At 38.8% G+C, this 16,702-nt stretch carries 18 protein-coding genes; 17 read left to right on the forward strand and 1 reads right to left on the reverse strand.

Going from position 1 to position 16,702, the window contains the following annotated elements:
• The first annotated feature begins 71 nt into the window (after nt 1-71).
• From ABE34_RS07455 to ABE34_RS07525, 15 genes are all read left to right on the forward strand, one after another.
• Entirely contained in the window at nt 72-842 is a 771-nt protein-coding gene (locus ABE34_RS07455; RefSeq protein WP_197141436.1) for a CheR family methyltransferase, read from the forward strand.
• Nucleotides 843-1,200: 358 nt separating this feature from the next.
• A complete protein-coding gene (gene aroC / locus ABE34_RS07460) occupies nt 1,201-2,382 on the forward strand; it encodes a chorismate synthase (RefSeq protein WP_197141438.1) in 1,182 nt (393 codons plus the stop codon).
• A gap of 3 nt (nt 2,383-2,385) precedes the next feature.
• A complete protein-coding gene (gene aroB / locus ABE34_RS07465; protein WP_197141441.1) occupies nt 2,386-3,477 on the forward strand; it encodes a 3-dehydroquinate synthase in 1,092 nt (363 codons plus the stop codon).
• Entirely contained in the window at nt 3,474-3,842 is a 369-nt protein-coding gene (gene aroH / locus ABE34_RS07470; protein WP_079559920.1) for a chorismate mutase, read from the forward strand. The genes aroB and aroH overlap by 4 nt, the downstream gene beginning before the upstream one ends.
• 18 nt (nt 3,843-3,860) lie before the next feature.
• Complete coding sequence (gene hisC, locus ABE34_RS07475; protein ID WP_197141443.1) at nt 3,861-4,961, forward strand: histidinol-phosphate transaminase; 1,101 nt, start codon at nt 3,861-3,863, stop codon at nt 4,959-4,961.
• Nucleotides 4,958-6,058: a prephenate dehydrogenase gene (locus ABE34_RS07480; RefSeq protein ID WP_197141445.1), complete on the forward strand. Its 1,101-nt coding sequence runs from the start codon at nt 4,958-4,960 to the stop codon at nt 6,056-6,058. The genes hisC and ABE34_RS07480 overlap by 4 nt, the downstream gene beginning before the upstream one ends.
• A gap of 92 nt (nt 6,059-6,150) precedes the next feature.
• Entirely contained in the window at nt 6,151-7,437 is a 1,287-nt protein-coding gene (aroA, locus tag ABE34_RS07485; protein ID WP_197141447.1) for a 3-phosphoshikimate 1-carboxyvinyltransferase, read from the forward strand.
• Nucleotides 7,438-7,754: 317 nt separating this feature from the next.
• On the forward strand, nt 7,755-9,023 hold the full coding sequence (locus tag ABE34_RS07490) for a tetratricopeptide repeat protein (RefSeq protein WP_197141449.1): 1,269 nt from the start codon (nt 7,755-7,757) through the stop codon (nt 9,021-9,023).
• 14 nt (nt 9,024-9,037) lie between these two features.
• The gene (locus tag ABE34_RS07495) at nt 9,038-9,595 is read left to right on the forward strand and encodes a ReoY family proteolytic degradation factor (RefSeq protein WP_079559925.1); all 558 of its coding nucleotides are present in this window, start codon (nt 9,038-9,040) and stop codon (nt 9,593-9,595) included.
• Between the two features lie 164 nt (nt 9,596-9,759).
• Nucleotides 9,760-10,209 (forward strand): DUF2487 family protein, encoded by a 450-nt coding sequence (locus ABE34_RS07500; RefSeq protein WP_197141451.1) that lies wholly within the window; start codon nt 9,760-9,762, stop codon nt 10,207-10,209.
• A 154-nt stretch (nt 10,210-10,363) separates the two neighbouring features.
• Nucleotides 10,364-10,867, forward strand: a complete 504-nt coding sequence (locus ABE34_RS07505) for a ubiquinol-cytochrome c reductase iron-sulfur subunit (RefSeq protein ID WP_197141453.1) — start codon at nt 10,364-10,366, stop codon at nt 10,865-10,867.
• Between the two features lie 17 nt (nt 10,868-10,884).
• Entirely contained in the window at nt 10,885-11,559 is a 675-nt protein-coding gene (gene qcrB, locus ABE34_RS07510; protein ID WP_049666761.1) for a menaquinol-cytochrome c reductase cytochrome b subunit, read from the forward strand.
• Between the two features lie 42 nt (nt 11,560-11,601).
• Nucleotides 11,602-12,396, forward strand: a complete 795-nt coding sequence (locus ABE34_RS07515; RefSeq protein WP_197141455.1) for a menaquinol-cytochrome c reductase cytochrome b/c subunit — start codon at nt 11,602-11,604, stop codon at nt 12,394-12,396.
• Between the two features lie 721 nt (nt 12,397-13,117).
• Nucleotides 13,118-13,714, forward strand: coding sequence for a DUF1405 domain-containing protein (locus ABE34_RS07520; RefSeq protein ID WP_197141456.1), 597 nt, complete (start codon nt 13,118-13,120; stop codon nt 13,712-13,714).
• 66 nt (nt 13,715-13,780) lie between these two features.
• Complete coding sequence (locus ABE34_RS07525; RefSeq protein ID WP_197141491.1) at nt 13,781-14,455, forward strand: zinc metallopeptidase; 675 nt, start codon at nt 13,781-13,783, stop codon at nt 14,453-14,455.
• Nucleotides 14,456-14,576: 121 nt separating this feature from the next.
• Here the strand turns inward: ABE34_RS07525 and ABE34_RS07530 are convergent, their stop codons facing one another.
• Nucleotides 14,577-15,446: a YitT family protein gene (locus tag ABE34_RS07530; RefSeq protein ID WP_079559930.1), complete on the reverse strand. Its 870-nt coding sequence runs from the start codon at nt 15,444-15,446 to the stop codon at nt 14,577-14,579.
• 115 nt (nt 15,447-15,561) lie between these two features.
• Between ABE34_RS07530 and ABE34_RS07535 the strand changes: the two genes are divergently transcribed.
• Nucleotides 15,562-15,897 carry a nucleotide pyrophosphohydrolase gene (locus tag ABE34_RS07535; RefSeq protein ID WP_079559931.1) on the forward strand — a complete coding sequence of 112 codons (336 nt, stop codon included), beginning with the start codon at nt 15,562-15,564 and terminating at the stop codon, nt 15,895-15,897.
• A complete protein-coding gene (dapB, locus tag ABE34_RS07540; RefSeq protein ID WP_197141458.1) occupies nt 15,897-16,694 on the forward strand; it encodes a 4-hydroxy-tetrahydrodipicolinate reductase in 798 nt (265 codons plus the stop codon). Before ABE34_RS07535 ends, dapB begins: the two co-directional genes overlap by 1 nt.
• Nucleotides 16,695-16,702 lie beyond the last annotated feature (8 nt).

Here is a 16,702-nt window from a genome sequence, read left to right on the forward strand (position 1 = left end):
TGAAAGAGTATTTCAGGAATGGCACTTTTCCGCTATAATGGAAATACGACGCTAGAGGGGAAGAAGACCGCATGTCTGATTATGAACAGTTTATAGAAGGTATAAAGCGCAAAACAGGAATAGATTTAGCACTATATAAAGAAGCGCAAATGAAAAGACGATTAACATCTCTGTATGAGAAAAAAGGATATCGTAATTTTGTGGACTTTTTAAAGGCACTTGAACAAGATCGTGATTTAATGAATGAGTTTTTAGATCGCATGACGATCAATGTTTCCGAATTTTATCGTAATGGGAAACGATGGGAAGTGTTACAGAAAAAAATATTTCCGAAATTACTGCAATCTAATAAGCGTTTAAAAATTTGGAGTGCTGCTTGTTCAACAGGTGAAGAACCTTATTCTTTAGTTATGGTATTATCTCAGCTATTGCCATTATCTCAAATTCAAATTATTGCTACTGATTTAGATGAGAATGTCATTCAAAAGGCGAAATTAGGTGTGTATCCAGAGCGCTCATTAGCAGAAGTGCCGAGTGATATTAAAGCTAAGTATTTCGAGCAAGAAGGTTCCTTTTATAGGGTTAAGGATGAGATTAAACGTTGTGTGACGTTTAAAAAGCATAATCTACTAAATGACAATTACGATTCTAATTATGATTTAATTGTTTGCCGCAATGTGATGATTTATTTTACTGAAGAAGCGAAGGATCAGATTTATACGAATTTTAGTAAAGCATTGCGCAAGGATGGGGTTTTATTTGTTGGATCTACTGAGCAAATTTTTAACCCATCTCGTTATGAGTTTGAAGTCGAGGATACATTCTTCTATAGAAGGACCTAGTTAATAATATGAGAAAAGCATTCGTACAAAAAGGCAGTATAAATAGCATGTACATATTTTTAAAAGGCTTTAGACATAGATGAATCGTACGCTTTTCGCTTTGCCATAAGCAAAAAGCGTATTTTTTTATTAGTTATCCTAAAAGTATGGTTGGTGAAAATTAATAATTAGTAGAGATTTTTTCTATGTACATCATTCAGAATATTCTAATTTAAAAAGGTGAAGTTGATGGGTAATTCGGAATTTACAAACAATTGAAACGAGTCTTAAACGACATTTGCAAAAGGACTGTTTTTTTAGAGAATATATGTTATAGTGAAAAATACATACTTTAGCGAGTTGAAGGGAGAAAGTGTTTATGCGTTACTTAACAGCGGGAGAGTCACATGGCCCCCAATTAACAACAATTATTGAAGGTTTACCATCGCTCTTACCAATTACAGCAGAAAAAATTAACCATGATTTAAAGCGTCGTCAAGGAGGACATGGGCGAGGTCGCCGTATGCAAATCGAAACGGATACAGTAGATATCGTTGCTGGTGTTCGTCATGGACAAACACTTGGTTCTCCCGTAGCGCTAGTAGTCACGAATGATGACTGGAAGCACTGGACGAAAATTATGGGAGCAGAACCATTAGCAGAAGATGTGAATCCTGAAGATATTAAACGTCAAATTTCACGTCCTCGCCCAGGACATGCAGATTTAGTAGGAGGCATGAAATACGGACACCGTGATTTACGTAATGTGTTAGAGCGTTCTTCAGCGCGTGAGACAACAGTTCGTGTAGCTGTTGGTTCTGTTGCAAAAGCGCTTTTAAATGAATTAGGTATTTCCATTGTGGCACATGTAACAGAAATCATTGGCATTAAAGCAGACACTTCCTTAGTAGAAGGGAAATCAGCAGATGAAATTCGTGCCATTGTTGAAGCTGATCCTTGCTATTGTGTTGACCCAGAGGCTTCCGCAAAAATGGTAGCAGCAATCGATGAAGCGAAAAAAGCAGGAGACTCAATTGGTGGTGTTGTTGAAGTCATTGTAGAAGGAATGCCAGCCGGTGTTGGTTCTTATGTTCATTATGACCGAAAGCTAGATTCGAAATTAGCAGCTGCCATGTTATCTATCAATGCATTTAAAGGTGTTGAATTTGGAATCGGATTTGAAATGGCACGCCGTAAAGGCTCTGAAGTCCATGATGAAATTATTTGGTCAGAGGAAGAAGGCTATACACGTGCAACGAATCGACTTGGCGGCTTAGAAGGTGGAATGTCTACTGGAATGCCAATTGTTGTACGTGGTGTAATGAAGCCAATTCCTACATTATATAAACCGTTACAAAGTGTTGATATTGAAACGAAAGAGCCATTTAAAGCTAGTGTAGAACGCTCTGATAGCTGTGCAGTACCAGCAGCATCAGTTGTTGCTGAGCACGTTATTGCCTGGGAAATAGCGAATGCGATTGTAGAACAATTCCATAGCGATCAATTACCTCAACTAAAAGCTCAAATCGATGAACACCGTCGATCTACAAAGGGGTTCTAATTTATGCGAGTACCAGTAGCGACGAAATCACATCAATATGAGGTTGTCATTGGTCATAATTTTTTGGCAGAAGCAGTAAAAGAGTTCGATGATCAGCTTCAAAAAGCTGATAAACTCATTGTTTTTACGGATGCTAATGTGTGGGCAGCGCAAGGAGATTATTTCAAGGCTAATTTCCCTTATCATTTTGAGGTCTTTGTCTTACCAGGTGGCGAGGCATGTAAAACCTTCGAACAATACTTTGCGGCACAAACGTTTTTACTTGAACAAAAATGCTCACGTAAATCATTTGTTTTTGCATTTGGTGGGGGTGCTGTAGGTGATTTAACAGGTTTTGTTGCTGCCACATATATGCGTGGGGTGCCGTTTATTCAAATTCCAACAACGATTTTAGCACATGACTCAGCAGTAGGCGGTAAGACAGCAATTAACCATCCACTAGGTAAGAATATGATTGGTGCGTTTTATCAACCTGAGGGAGTCATTTACGATACTATATTTATCGACAGCTTATCTGAGCGTGAAGTACGTTCAGGAACAGCTGAAGTGATCAAGCATGCGATGATTTCGAATGCAGCGTGGTTAGAAGAATTAATGGCTGTAGAGACGGTTATTCATTTCAGCACAGAAGAATTAGCGAATCAGCTTAGAAAAGGAATTGAAGTAAAAGCGCAAATAGTAGCAGAGGACGAAACCGAGCAATCCGTGCGGAAATTTTTAAACTTAGGTCATACTTATGGTCATGCCATTGAAGCGGCTGCTGGTTATGGAAAAGTAGCGCATGGCGAGGCTGTAATGATTGGGCTCGTGTATTGTTTATTACTAAGTGAAAGATACGGAAAATTAGACCGTAACTTCACTACAACATTTTTACATTTTGCAGTGAGGAATGGCTATCCATTTGACTCGATGAAAATGTATACTTTTGATCAGTTAACAGAGTATTTAATGAAAGATAAAAAAGCGGAGTATGGTATTCTACAATTTGTGTTATTGGATGAAATTGGTAAACCTTTTGTACAACCAATTGATTTAGCAGAATGCAGAGAAGTAGACACCGAATTCCGACAGCTATTAGCGGAGGTGCTTGTATGATTCGTGGACTTAGAGGAGCAATTACAATTGAATCTGACAGGCCAGAGCTTGTATGGGATGAGACAGCAAGATTAGTGCGTGAAGTAGTAACAGCAAATAATGTGGAAATAGATGATATTGCTTCCATACTAATTTCCACAACACCTGATATTACGTCAGCATTTCCTGCACGTGCTGTACGGTTAATGGACGGATGGCAATATGTACCTGTCATGTGTACGCATGAAATGGACGTGCCGAACGCATTGCCACTTTGTATTCGCGTATTAATACATGCGAATGTAGAAGTGGCACAAAAAGATGTAAAACACTTGTATCTCAATGATGCAGTGAAATTAAGACCAGATTTAGCCCAAGCTAAATAATTAGAGGAGATGTTTAAGATGAAATGGAAACAACAACTGGACGGTATGCAAGCATATAAGCCTGGTAAACCAATTGAAGAAGTACAACGGGAATATGGCTTACAAGAAGTCGTAAAATTAGCATCTAATGAAAACCCATTTGGATGTTCACCTAAGGTAACTGCTTATCTACAAAATAATTCAGTAAATCATGCTATCTATCCAGACGGCTATGCGCAAAATTTACGTACAGCTGTTGCAAATTATCTAGGTGTCAAGGAAACACAGCTTCTTTTTGGTAACGGCTCTGACGATATCATTGCGATTATTACTCGTGCATTGTTGTATCCAGGTGTAAACACAGTGATGGCAGACCCATCCTTCTCTCAATACTGGCACAATGCTGCAATAGAAGGCGCAGAGGTACGTAAAATTCCTTGTATCGAAGGTACACATGACCTAGCAGCAATGATAGCAGCAATTGATGAAAACACATCGGTCGTTTGGGTTTGTAGTCCAAATAATCCAACAGGTGTTGTGATACCAGATGTTGAATTAAGAGCATTTTTAGCTAAAGTACCAAGTGATGTGCTTGTAGTATTAGATGAGGCTTACATCGAATACGTAACACATCCTGGTCACAAAGATACTCTACCTATTATTGACGAGTTTCCAAATGTACTATTGTTGCGTACATTCTCAAAAGCATATGGTCTTGCTTCCTTCCGAGTTGGTTATGCAATTGGGCAACCAGAAGTGATTGCAAAACTAGATCCCGTAAGATCGCCATTTAATAATACAATTCTAAGTCAAGCGGTTGCGACAATCGCTTTAAGTGATCAAGATTTTATAAAGGCTTGCCGAGAAGCAAATGAAAAAGGTAAAAAACAATATGTTGAATTTTGTGAAAAGCATAATTTGCAATACTTCCCGTCTGATACGAACTTTATTTTCTTTAATACGAATGCCGAAAGTGATGTTGTTTTCAATGAGCTAATGAAAAGAGGCTTTATCATCCGTAGTGGAAATGCATTAGGATTACCTGGGTTTATCCGCGTGACAATCGGAACAGAGGCTCAAAATGAAGCGTTGCTAGGTCACCTTGAAAACGTCCTAAAAGAGCAAGGAGTTTTTGCATGACGACCCGTAAAGTGCTCGTTATTGGGCTAGGCCTCATTGGAGGCTCAATTGCCCTAGCGTTACAAAAGGCACCCGAAACAAAAATTATTGGCTATGATATGGATAAGAAAACACGTGAACATGCGAAAACGTTAAATATTGTGCATGATATTGTGACAGATCCAAAAGAAGTGGCGGACGACGTAGATGTTATCATTTTTGGAACTCCCGTTAACGCAACACTTGAATGGATGGAACAATTAAAAACATGGCCGTTGAAAAATAAAGTAATCGTAACAGATACAGGTAGTACAAAAAAGAGGATTATGCAAAAGGCCGGGGAACTACGTGAGTTAGGCATTACCTTTATTGGAGGACATCCAATGGCAGGCTCACATAAAAGCGGTGTTTTAGCTGCAAAGGCTCATCTTTTTGAAAATGCGTATTATATGCTAACACCACTTGCCGGTGAAGAAATTGTCCATATGGCACAGCTTGAAAGCTTATTAAAGTTTACACATGCAAAGGTTGTAAGTGTATCTGCTCGTGAGCATGATCATATGACAGCTGTAGTTAGTCACTTCCCGCATGTAGTTGCTGCTTCTCTTGTGCACCAGTTGGGCGAAGAAAATGGTGAGTATCCGATGACGCGTTCACTTGCTGCAGGGGGCTTCCGTGATGTAACGCGTATTGCGTCATCCAATCCGATTTTATGGCGAGATATTACATTACAAAATCGAGATGAGCTTATTGCACAGCTAGATGGCTGGGAAAAGGAAATGAGTCGTGTTAAGGAGCTCCTTTTAAATGGTAGCTCGGAGGACATTGAAAAATACTTTGCAGTTGCCAAAGAGCTAAGAGATGAATTACCGATTAGTGCTGGAGCAATGTTTACATCATTTGACTTATATGTTGATGTTCCTGACTATCCGGGTGTTATTTCTGAGGTGACAGGCATACTTGCAGATGAAGCGCTTAGTATTACGAATTTACGCATCGTAGAGTCACGAGAGGACGTGTTCGGAATCCTTGTTATTAGCTTACAAAGCGAAAGTGACCGTGAACGAGCAGCAGCGTGTATACAAAAGCGTGCTAAATATGAAACATATATTTCATAGGCAGACTAGAAAAGCTTAATAAGAAATGTATTTTATAAAGAAAGCGTCGAAATTACGGCGCTTTCTATCTTCATATTGGGGGGAAGAAAACGATGAGTGAAAAAGTATTACAATATGATAAACCTTCCTTACAAGGGACTTTAACGATTCCAGGTGATAAATCTGTTTCTCACCGTTCCGTTATGTTTGGAGCGATTGCAACGGGTAAAACGACAGTTGACGGCTTTTTATTAGGGGAGGATTGTTTGAGTACAATTGATTGCTTCCGAAAGCTTGGTGTAAAGATTGACGTGGAAGGAACAAATGTATCTATCGACAGTCCAGGTATAGAGGGATGGCAAGAGCCCACAGAGGTACTATACACAGGAAACTCTGGTACGACGACGCGTTTGATGTTAGGGATTCTAGCAGGATCTAATGTCCACTCAGTAATGACAGGAGATGCGTCCATTGGAAAACGACCGATGCGCCGTGTTATTGATCCTTTACGTCAAATGGGTGCCCACATTACTGGAAGGGCAGATGGACAATATACACCATTAGCCATTCAAGGTACAACATTACAAGCTATTGATTACCACATGCCTGTTGCGAGTGCTCAGGTGAAGTCAGCTATTTTACTTGCGGGTTTACGCGCAGAAGGTACTACAATTGTGCGAGAAACGGAAGTATCTCGAGATCATACTGAGAGAATGCTACGTCAATTTGGCGCACAAGTTGACGTGGTGGATGGAGTTATTGCATTACAAGGAGGGCAAACTCTAACCGGGACGCATGTTTCAGTCCCAGGTGATATTTCATCAGCAGCCTTTTTCTTAGTAGCAGGAGCTATTTGTGAAGGTAGTAAAATAACGCTAGAAAACGTCGGAATTAATCCAACACGAGATGGTATCATCGAAGTGCTTCATAATATGGGCGCATCGATATCGGTTATGCCGAATGAAGATAGCCAATCAGAGCCGACAGCAACAATTACAATAGAAACGTCAGCATTAAAAGGAACTACAATTGGAGGAGATATTATTCCTCGTCTTATCGATGAAATCCCGATTCTTGCTTTATTAGCAACGCAGGCAAATGGCAAAACGATTATTAAAGATGCCGAGGAGTTAAAAGTGAAGGAAACAGATCGGATAACGGCTGTAGTGGATGAATTGAAAAAACTAGGTGCATCTATTGAAGCGACTGAGGATGGAATGATTATTGAAGGACCAACTGCATTACGTGGTGCTCGCCTTAAAACTTACGGTGATCATCGTATAGGAATGATGGGCGCTGTTGCTGCATTAATAACTGACGGGTCTGTAACTTTAGATGATGCAGAATGTATTGCGGTTTCTTATCCATCGTTTTTCGAGCACATAGAGGAAGTAAAGTAAAGTCTATCTTTATTCAGCAGAAGACTCCTACCTCTGACTGTGGTGAGATGATTGCGGTTGAGGTTTCTTTTCAGTGGATGTACCAAACGCCTACTGAAATATAGGAACTCAGTCTTCAACATGCCACGATCTGTGCCAATACCGAAATGGCCGACATCGTGTCGGCCATCGTGTGCAGACCTGGGCACAATTCAAAATCCGGACGAAATTACGCCAAAGCGAAATTAATCCTGACTCTCCAAGTCTTTTGGGGAGTTTTTTCTTGTTTCGAAAGAAAATGTTTTGTAGCATAAAGATATAAATGAAAGAATAGGTGAATGACTGTGAACAATGCGATGACTGAAATGATGCAAGCACTTGAACAAGGAGACTTAGCATTAATTGAACAGCTACTTGAATCATTTTTAACGAAGGAGCTACCTGAGGAAATTTATACGCTAGCAGAAATGTTTATGCAGTATGGGTATATGAAGGAAGCTGACCGTGTACTGGAGCATTTACAATTTTTATTCCCAGAAGAGGCACAGTTGAAAATTGATCGTGCAAACGTCTTAATGGAGCTTGGTGCTGAAGATGAAGCGCTAGATTTTTTATTAGAAATAGAGGAGACGTCTCCAGAATATCCCCAAGCATTATTAGTATTAGCGGATTATTATCAAATGCAAGGATTATTCGAAGTAGCAGAAATGCGTATTAATGAGGCCCTATCTATATTACCAGACGAGCCATTATTACAATTTGCTAAAGCGGAGCTTTTATTTGAAACGGGTCGTTTTTTAGAGGCTGCGAGACTATATGAAGAATTATATGAACAACAAATTGAGTTTGCAGGGATAAGTCTTGTTGAACGACTTGCTGAGGTGTATCGTGCTGGAGCTGCCTATGAAACGGCTTTAGATTACTATTTAAAAGCACTTGACGATGAAATAAAGCCAGATGTTTTATTTGGTGCCGCATATTCGGCCTTTCAATCACAAAAATATGAGATGGCCATTAAACAATTAGAAGAATTAAAAGAATTAGACCCTGATTATTTTTCTGCCTATTTATTGCTTGCTGAAAGCTATGCCATGACGGAGGACAATAAAAAAGCTTATGCTGCCATTCTAGAAGGATTAAAGCGTGATGAATATGATAAGTCCTTATATTTATTTGCAGGTAAAATGGCTTTAAAAACTGGTTTGCCAGATGAGGGTGAACAGCATCTACGTGAAGCTATTGCCTTAGATCCTGAATACATGGAGGCAGTATTGGCATTAATCTCTGTGTTGGCACAGCAAGAGCGTCATGAGGATGTAATAGAATTATTTGAAGAGTTGCAAACAAATGATTTTGAATGGAGCACATTATACCCATTTGCTGCGGCTGCATATGAAAATTTAGAATTGTACGACCGTGCATACGAATTTTACCGTTTGGCATATAATGATTTTAAGGAAGACGCAACATTTTTAGAAAAATATGTTTATTTCTTATTAGAAGAAGGAAAGCGTTCAGAAGCAAAAGAAGTACTTGGCCAATTAATAACTATTCAACCTGGTGAACTAGAGTGGCAAGAGAAGTTAGAAACCTTAGAATTTGAGTAAAGGAGGGAGTGGGTATGACTGCTTCTGTATCAGTTGTCGATAAAAAAGCATTTGTTAGATGGTTTTTAAAGAATTATCAATTGAAACGTCGTGAGTGTGTATGGATTTTGAATTACTTATTAAGCAACGATGAGTTATTAAAACGAATTCGATTTGTTGAAGAAGCTCATTATTGCCCTAGAGCAATGGTAATGTCAACAGTTGACTCAACAGGTGTGCCATTTCGTTTCTACAAAGGTAATGTAATGACAGCAGATGCTGAGAAATCTTTTCATGATTTACGCTTACATGAACATGAAGATATGTATATACAATTGAATTTTCCTAATGTACCTCCAAGTGCACAATACTTAGCAGTTCTTGAAGAAAACCCTTATATGCCGGAAGCACTGATTGTCAGTGAAAAAGATCGTTTACTGGCAGAAGAGCTGCTTTCCAACAGCTTACTCGTATTCCAAGAAGAAAAATTACTCGCACAAATTGATGAAGCTCTCGATCAAGGAGATGAAGAGCGGTTTTATGAATTGTCTAATTTGTTACAAGCTCTAAAGGAAACTGCTAATTTACATTAGTTATAGGCAAAAATTGAATGTCCTTTATCTACCTCAATATGATAACATAACAAGTGAATGATTGTTTTCACTTTTTATTGGTTATCCTATTGAAGAGTGGAGAAGGGCATTTTTTTATTTTAATTACGCAATTAAGTTATATGTAACATGAGGAGGTTTGTGAGATGTATTTTAATGCAAGCGATGTGACATCGTTTATGGCACAGAAGGATTTTATCGATACAGCAATTGTTCCACTCGTAACCGTCGATTTATCTCCTGAAAAAATGAAACAGAGTGGTACAGAGGCAGATTTTTTGTTATCGCTTACATCTTTTATTGAACAACAGTTTAAAGGCCGTCTATTACTGATGCCACCATTTTCGTATAGTGCAACATTAAAAAACGAAGATATGCCTAAGCAATTAGAGGCACAATTACATAATGCTGGTTTTAAGCATGTGTTCTTCATTACTTGTGACCATTTTTGGACAAATATTGGAGAGGAAGTAAATGTTGTTTGGCTACCAGCGATTCCGTTAGAAAGTATGGATAAAGGTGTGAAAAACTCTATTCTTGAAGATCAATTGCGACAAGTTATTCCGATGCTTTCGACCAAATGGGCACAGATTTAACAATTTGTTTCAATAAATGTTCACATTCTCCAGCTTTCCACAGAATGCTATATTGACCAAGCTATGGAGTTGATATATCATAGATATGTCCTAGTATTACTATTTGTAAAAGAATGTCCGTTGGACTGACCTTTAAGTTAGAGGGGGGAAAAAAATGAGTAATAATCGAGTTTCACGTCGTCAATTCCTAAGCTATACACTAACTGGTGTAGGTGGCTTTATGGCGGCAGGTATGCTGATGCCGATGGTTCGTTTTGCAATTGACCCAGTACTACAAAAACATACTGGTGGGGACTTTATAAAGACAGAGCATAAAATCGCTGATATTACTAAAGAGCCTATTAAAGTTGACTTAAAATTTGAACAAGTTGATGCGTGGTACAAATCAGAGGTAACAAACGTAGCATGGGTTTTCAAGGAAGGCGATCAAATCGTTGCATTATCTCCTGTTTGTAAGCACTTAGGTTGTATGGTGAACTGGGGAGAAGATTCTGCACACCCAGATCAATTCTTCTGTCCTTGTCATGCGGGACGTTACGAGAAGAATGGTAAAAACATACCAGGAACACCACCAACAGGACCGTTGGATGAATATGAAGTTAAAGAAGAAGATGGTTACTTATTGCTTGGTCCAACTAAAGCAAATACTCTAGTTTAGTAAGGGGGTACAAAATAGTGCTAAATAAAATTTATGATTGGGTCGATGAACGCTTAGATATTACACCTATTTGGCGTGATATTGCCGACCACGAAGTGCCAGAGCACGTGAACCCTGCACATCATTTTTCAGCATTCGTTTACTGTTTTGGTGGATTAACTTTCTTCATCACGGTAATTCAAATACTATCAGGTATGTTTTTAACAATGTATTATGTACCAGACGTAGTGAATGCTTGGAAATCAGTTTATTATTTACAAAACGAAGTAGCATTTGGTGAAATCGTACGCGGTATGCACCACTGGGGAGCTTCATTAGTAATCGTAATGATGTTCTTACATACACTTCGTGTATTCTTCACAGGTTCTTATAAGAAACCACGTGAATTAAACTGGATGGTTGGTGTAGGTATTTTTGGTGTAATGATGGGTCTTGGTTTTACAGGATACTTATTACCATGGGATATGAAAGCATTATTCGCTACAAAAGTAGGTATCGAAATTGCTGCATCTGTACCGTTTATCGGTGAATGGATTAAAATCTTATTAGCGGGTGACTCAACTATTCTTGGTGCTCAAACGTTAACACGATTCTTTGCGATTCATGTATTCTTCTTACCTGCAGTATTGTTTGGGTTACTTGCAGCACACTTTATCATGATTCGTCGTCAAGGAATTTCAGGGCCGTTGTAATAGTTCTTGACGGTTCGATGATTTTTTAAAGGAGGGGACATAATGCATCGCGGAAAAGGAATGAAATTTGTTGGTGATTCTCGTATTAAAGCGAATCACAAAATGCCGAACGTTCCAAAGGATTATTCCGAATATCCAGGTAAGACGGAAGCTTTCTGGCCGAACTTCTTACTAAAAGAATGGATGGTTGGTGCTGTATTTTTAATAGCTTATTTATTATTAACAGTTGCACATCCATCACCTCTTGAAGGACCAGCTGATCCAACAAGAGCATACGTGCCATTACCGGACTGGTACTTCTTATTCATGTATCAATTACTAAAATACTCATATGCTTCAGGTCCATATAATGTTATTGGAGCAATTGTAATTCCAGGTCTTGCATTTGGAGCGCTATTATTAATGCCATTTTTAGATAAAAGTCCAGAACGTCGTCCATCTAAACGCCCATTACCAACAGCGTTTATGTTATTGACGTTGGCTGCTATGTTCTACTTAACATGGGAGTCAGTTGTTAACCATGACTGGGAAGCTCAAAAAGCTATGGGTGCAATTGTAGAAGAGGTTGAAGTTGATATTGATGAATCTCTACCAGGATTTGCAATTTGGAATGGTGACACTGGTGAACAAGCTAAAACTTGTATCGGTTGTCATGCTGCTGACTTAAAAGGTGGTCCAGCTGCTCCAGCATTAGTTGGTAATAAACTAACAGCTGATGAAGTAGAAGAGATTATCCACAATGGTCGTGGCAATATGCCAGCTGGTGCTTTCGCTGGTACCGATGAAGAAGCGAAGCAATTAGCTGAATTTATTGCGAGCTTAAAGGCTAAGGAATAAGCTTTATTTTAAAAGAGTCAGGAAACTGGCTCTTTTTTTCTAGTCTAATAATGTGACTGTTACAACTTCAAAAAAGTTCCTGAAAAATATATTATTGTTGCAATAATATTTGTAGGGATATACATACTATTTAAAATAGAGATAAATATCCAGTCACTCCTGCGAGCCAGTCAAGATTGTTTCTGTGAACAAACCGAGGAAGCTAGGCGGCAAGTCGTCGAAAATAGCAGGGAAGTCACCAGAATTTATGTAGTCGCTTAGCCAAAATACACGCTAGTTGCTACAAAGTGTGTAACACCCCAACTTTTGATGAAGTCTATTTAAGGGAATGTTAGAAAAAAGCTCATCTACAAAAGTAAGGTATGACATTGGTTAAAACATAAGCTATATATCAGTTGATCTTCGTTACGACTGGGCGACTCCTTGGGGATCAGCAATAGAGGAACGAAGGCTAAAACCATCACGTCCTGTGATAACGCCTTCGTGACCAACATCGTGTTGGCCCGAGACCCTGGAGCGAGCAACGCGAGTGAAGCGGCTCATCGGACGCCCCCAGGAAAGCGCCCAGTCGGAACGGAAATCAACCCTACATTATGGTGATGAGCAAAAATACTGCCAATATTCAATATTGAAAGAATGTGGCAAATTAAAGACTAATTAATACATAATAACAGATAAAAAAGGCATCTTAGTAAAGACAGAAGATAAAGGAGTTTTAATTATGCAAATTACACGTGCAAACGTCTGGTATCTCCTTACACATAAGTCATTTTTAATACTTTTACTTATTATCAATCTATTAGGAACTATTTACGGTTATTATTGGTACGGGTGGCAGCTTGCAATAACGGAACCGATTTTTTATATTTTTGTTCCGGATAGTCCGACAGCCAGCTTATTCTTTTGCTTTGTATTGTTAGCTTGGATTTTGGGGAAAAAATGGCCTCTAATGGAAGTACTAGCACTGATAACATTAGTAAAGTATGGAATTTGGGCTGATGTGATGAATATTTGGACGTTGATTGAAACTGGATCTATTGATTGGCAAGGCTGGATGCTTGTAGGCTCGCATTTTATGATGGCCTTCCAAGCAGTACTATACCTTGGTAAATATGTTTTTTCATATTGGCATATTGCCGTGGCAGCCGTATGGACATTGCATAATGATGTGATTGATTATGTATTTGGCCAAATGCCGATGTACCGTGATTTAGCTGATTACACAAGCTATATTGGCTATTTTACTTTTTGGTTATCGGTCGCATGTATTTTTTTAGCGATTTTCTCAATTAGGTGGCGCAAATATTTGCCGAATTAGGTAATTGATTATAGAATTATAGTATCGAGATAGAAAGGGGTTAGAAAATTGTCAACAACAACAACCATGTATATTGTTTATTTTGCAATAATAATGCTACTGCCGCTTTACGCACAGATGAAAGTAAAGGGCACGTATAATAAGTTTGCAAAAGAACGTACAATGAAGGGACAAACCGGTGCAGAGATAGCGCGTACGATTTTAGATGCAAACGGCTTATACGATGTACGAGTTGTTCCAACACAAGGTGTGTTATCTGATCATTATAATCCGGCGACAAAAACGGTTGCTTTATCGGAGAGTAACTTCTACGAAGCAAGCATTGCTGGAGCTGCAGTTGCTGCCCACGAAGTTGGCCATGCCATCCAACATAAAGAAGCTTATTCAATGCTAACATTACGTAGTAAGCTAGTGCCGGTTGCAAATATTTCATCAAATATGTCTTGGATATTTGTTATGATTGGTATTTTTGCAAGTAGTACAAATATGTTACTTTTAGGTATCATATTATTGGCAGCAGGTGTGGTATTCCAATTAGTAACGTTGCCAGTAGAGTTTGATGCATCAAAGCGTGCTTTAGTACAAATGAATTCCCTAGGGATTATTACAAATGAAGAAGAGCGTCCAGCGCGTAAAGTGTTAAGCGCTGCAGCATTAACATATGTTGCCGCCGCAGCAGTAGCTGTATTAGAATTATTACGTTTAGTATTAATCTTTACAAATATGCGAAGTGACGACTAATTAAAGAACTTGTTGTAGTGGTATTTCACTATAGCAAGTTTTTTAATCCGTCAAACTGTAATATGTAAAAAAGCCTACCTCAACGAAAGTTTTATTCGAGAGAGCAGGCTAATCGTTCATTTTAATGGAGTGGTTGTTTTTGGTCGTCGAGCGTGAAGCCTTCTCCTGCCACATCTCGTACTTCTATTATAGAGACGAAAGCGTGAGGATCGACATCATAAACAATAGATTTTAAACGTACAACTTCATTGCGACCAATAACACAATAAATAACTTCTTTTTGTTGCTTCGTAAAATGGCCATGGCCTTCAAGTATAGTAATGCCGCGTTCCATTCGTAATGCAATCATTTCAGCAATGGCGCTAGATTTTTCAGATATAATAAGTGCTCCACGTGCTGCATATGCTCCTTCTTGAACAAAATCAATGACGCGCGCGCCAACAAATACCGCGACAAGGGTATACATCATAGAGCGTGCATCTAAAAACGTTATCCATGACAGTGTAATGACAATTGCGTCAAAGATAAACATCGTTTTACCCATACTCCAGCCAAAATATTTATGCCCAAGGCGAGCTAAAATATCTACACCGCCAGTTGTACCACCGAAGCGAAAGACGATACCGAGTCCTAGTCCAACAAAAACTCCTGCAAAAAGTGCAACAAGTAGTAAATCATCCTCTAAATGAATAGTAAATTGATACTTTTGGAAAATTTTTAGGAAAACTGAAACAGATAAAGTTCCAACGAGCGTATAAATAAATGATTTTTTCCCAAGTAAACGATAACCAATAATAAACATAGGAATGTTTAATAGTAAATTCATGAAGGCAGGGTCCCAGCCTAGTGTAAAATAAAGTATGAGTGTAATCCCACTTAGGCCACCTTCACCAAGTTGATTTTGCATGTTGAAGTGGACGAAGCCGAAGCTAAAAATTGCAGCTCCGAGCATTATTGCGATGATATTGATGACTTTGATCTGTTTTAGCATATGACCTCCTGTAGTCCCAAACAATTGAAGTTGTGCTATCTATTATCTGACATTTTATTGTTTTTGACAACAATGGTGTAAATTATATACGATGGTAAGTAGGAGTGTGATTTAAATGACTGAACAAGTAACAATGCAAGCTTTACAGCAGCGTGTGGATGATTATATAGGACAATTTAAGGAAGGTTATTTCCCACCATTTGAGTTATTGGCTCGTCTAACTGAGGAACTTGGCGAATTGTCTCGTGAGGTACAGGACGTTTACGGGCAAAAGAAGAAAAAGAGTACAGAGGATGCTAACAGCATTGAAGAAGAATTAGGTGACTTTTTCTTTGTTTTAGTTTGCTTTGCAAATGCACAAGGCATTAAATTAGATGAAGCACTTTTACGCGTTATACATAAATTTGAAACAAGGGATAAAGATCGCTGGACTAGAAAGGATGAAGAATAATGTCAATTCGTGTAGCTATTGCAGGACCTAGGGGAAAGATGGGGGCTGAGGCTGTACATATGGTCATGAAGCATGACAAAATGGAATTAGTAGCTGTACTAGATTATAAAGAAGTAGGAAAAACATTAGCTGATTTGGAAATGTTTCCAGCGAGTTATACTGCTCCAATCTTTACAGACATGTCAGAGCTTGTAGAGGCAACTGCACCAGATGTATTAGTTGATTTAACAAACCCGCATGCAGTATATAAACATACTAAAGAAGCCTTGCATTTAAATGTACGCCCTGTAATTGGTACAACGGGCTTTACAGATGCACAACTAGTGGAATTATCAGCAATGGCTAAAGAAAAAGAGCTTGGCTGCATTATTGCTCCGAACTTTGCGATAGGGGCAATCCTTATGATGAAGTTTGCTAAGGAAGCGGCAAAATATTTACCTGATGTTGAAATTATTGAAATGCACCACGATCAAAAGTTAGATGCACCATCTGGAACAGCTGTTAAAACAGCACAATTGATTCAAGAGGTGCGTGCACAAAAAATGCAAGGACATCCAGAGGAAAAAGAAACACTTGAGGGTGCGAGAGGGGCAGAATTGGACGGCATGCGCCTTCACTCTGTTCGTTTACCAGGTTTAGTGGCACACCAACAAGTGTTATTTGGTGGAGACGGACAGCTTTTAACAATTCGTCATGATTCATTAAACCGTAATTCTTTTATGTCTGGTGTTGCATTTTGTGTAGAAGAAGTCATGAAAATGGATCAACTTGTATATGGTTTAGAAAACATCATCTAAAGATTGGG

It is taken from the genome of Lysinibacillus sphaericus, assembly GCF_015844675.1.
Taxonomy (GTDB): Bacteria; Bacillota; Bacilli; order Bacillales_A; family Planococcaceae; genus Lysinibacillus; species Lysinibacillus sphaericus_E.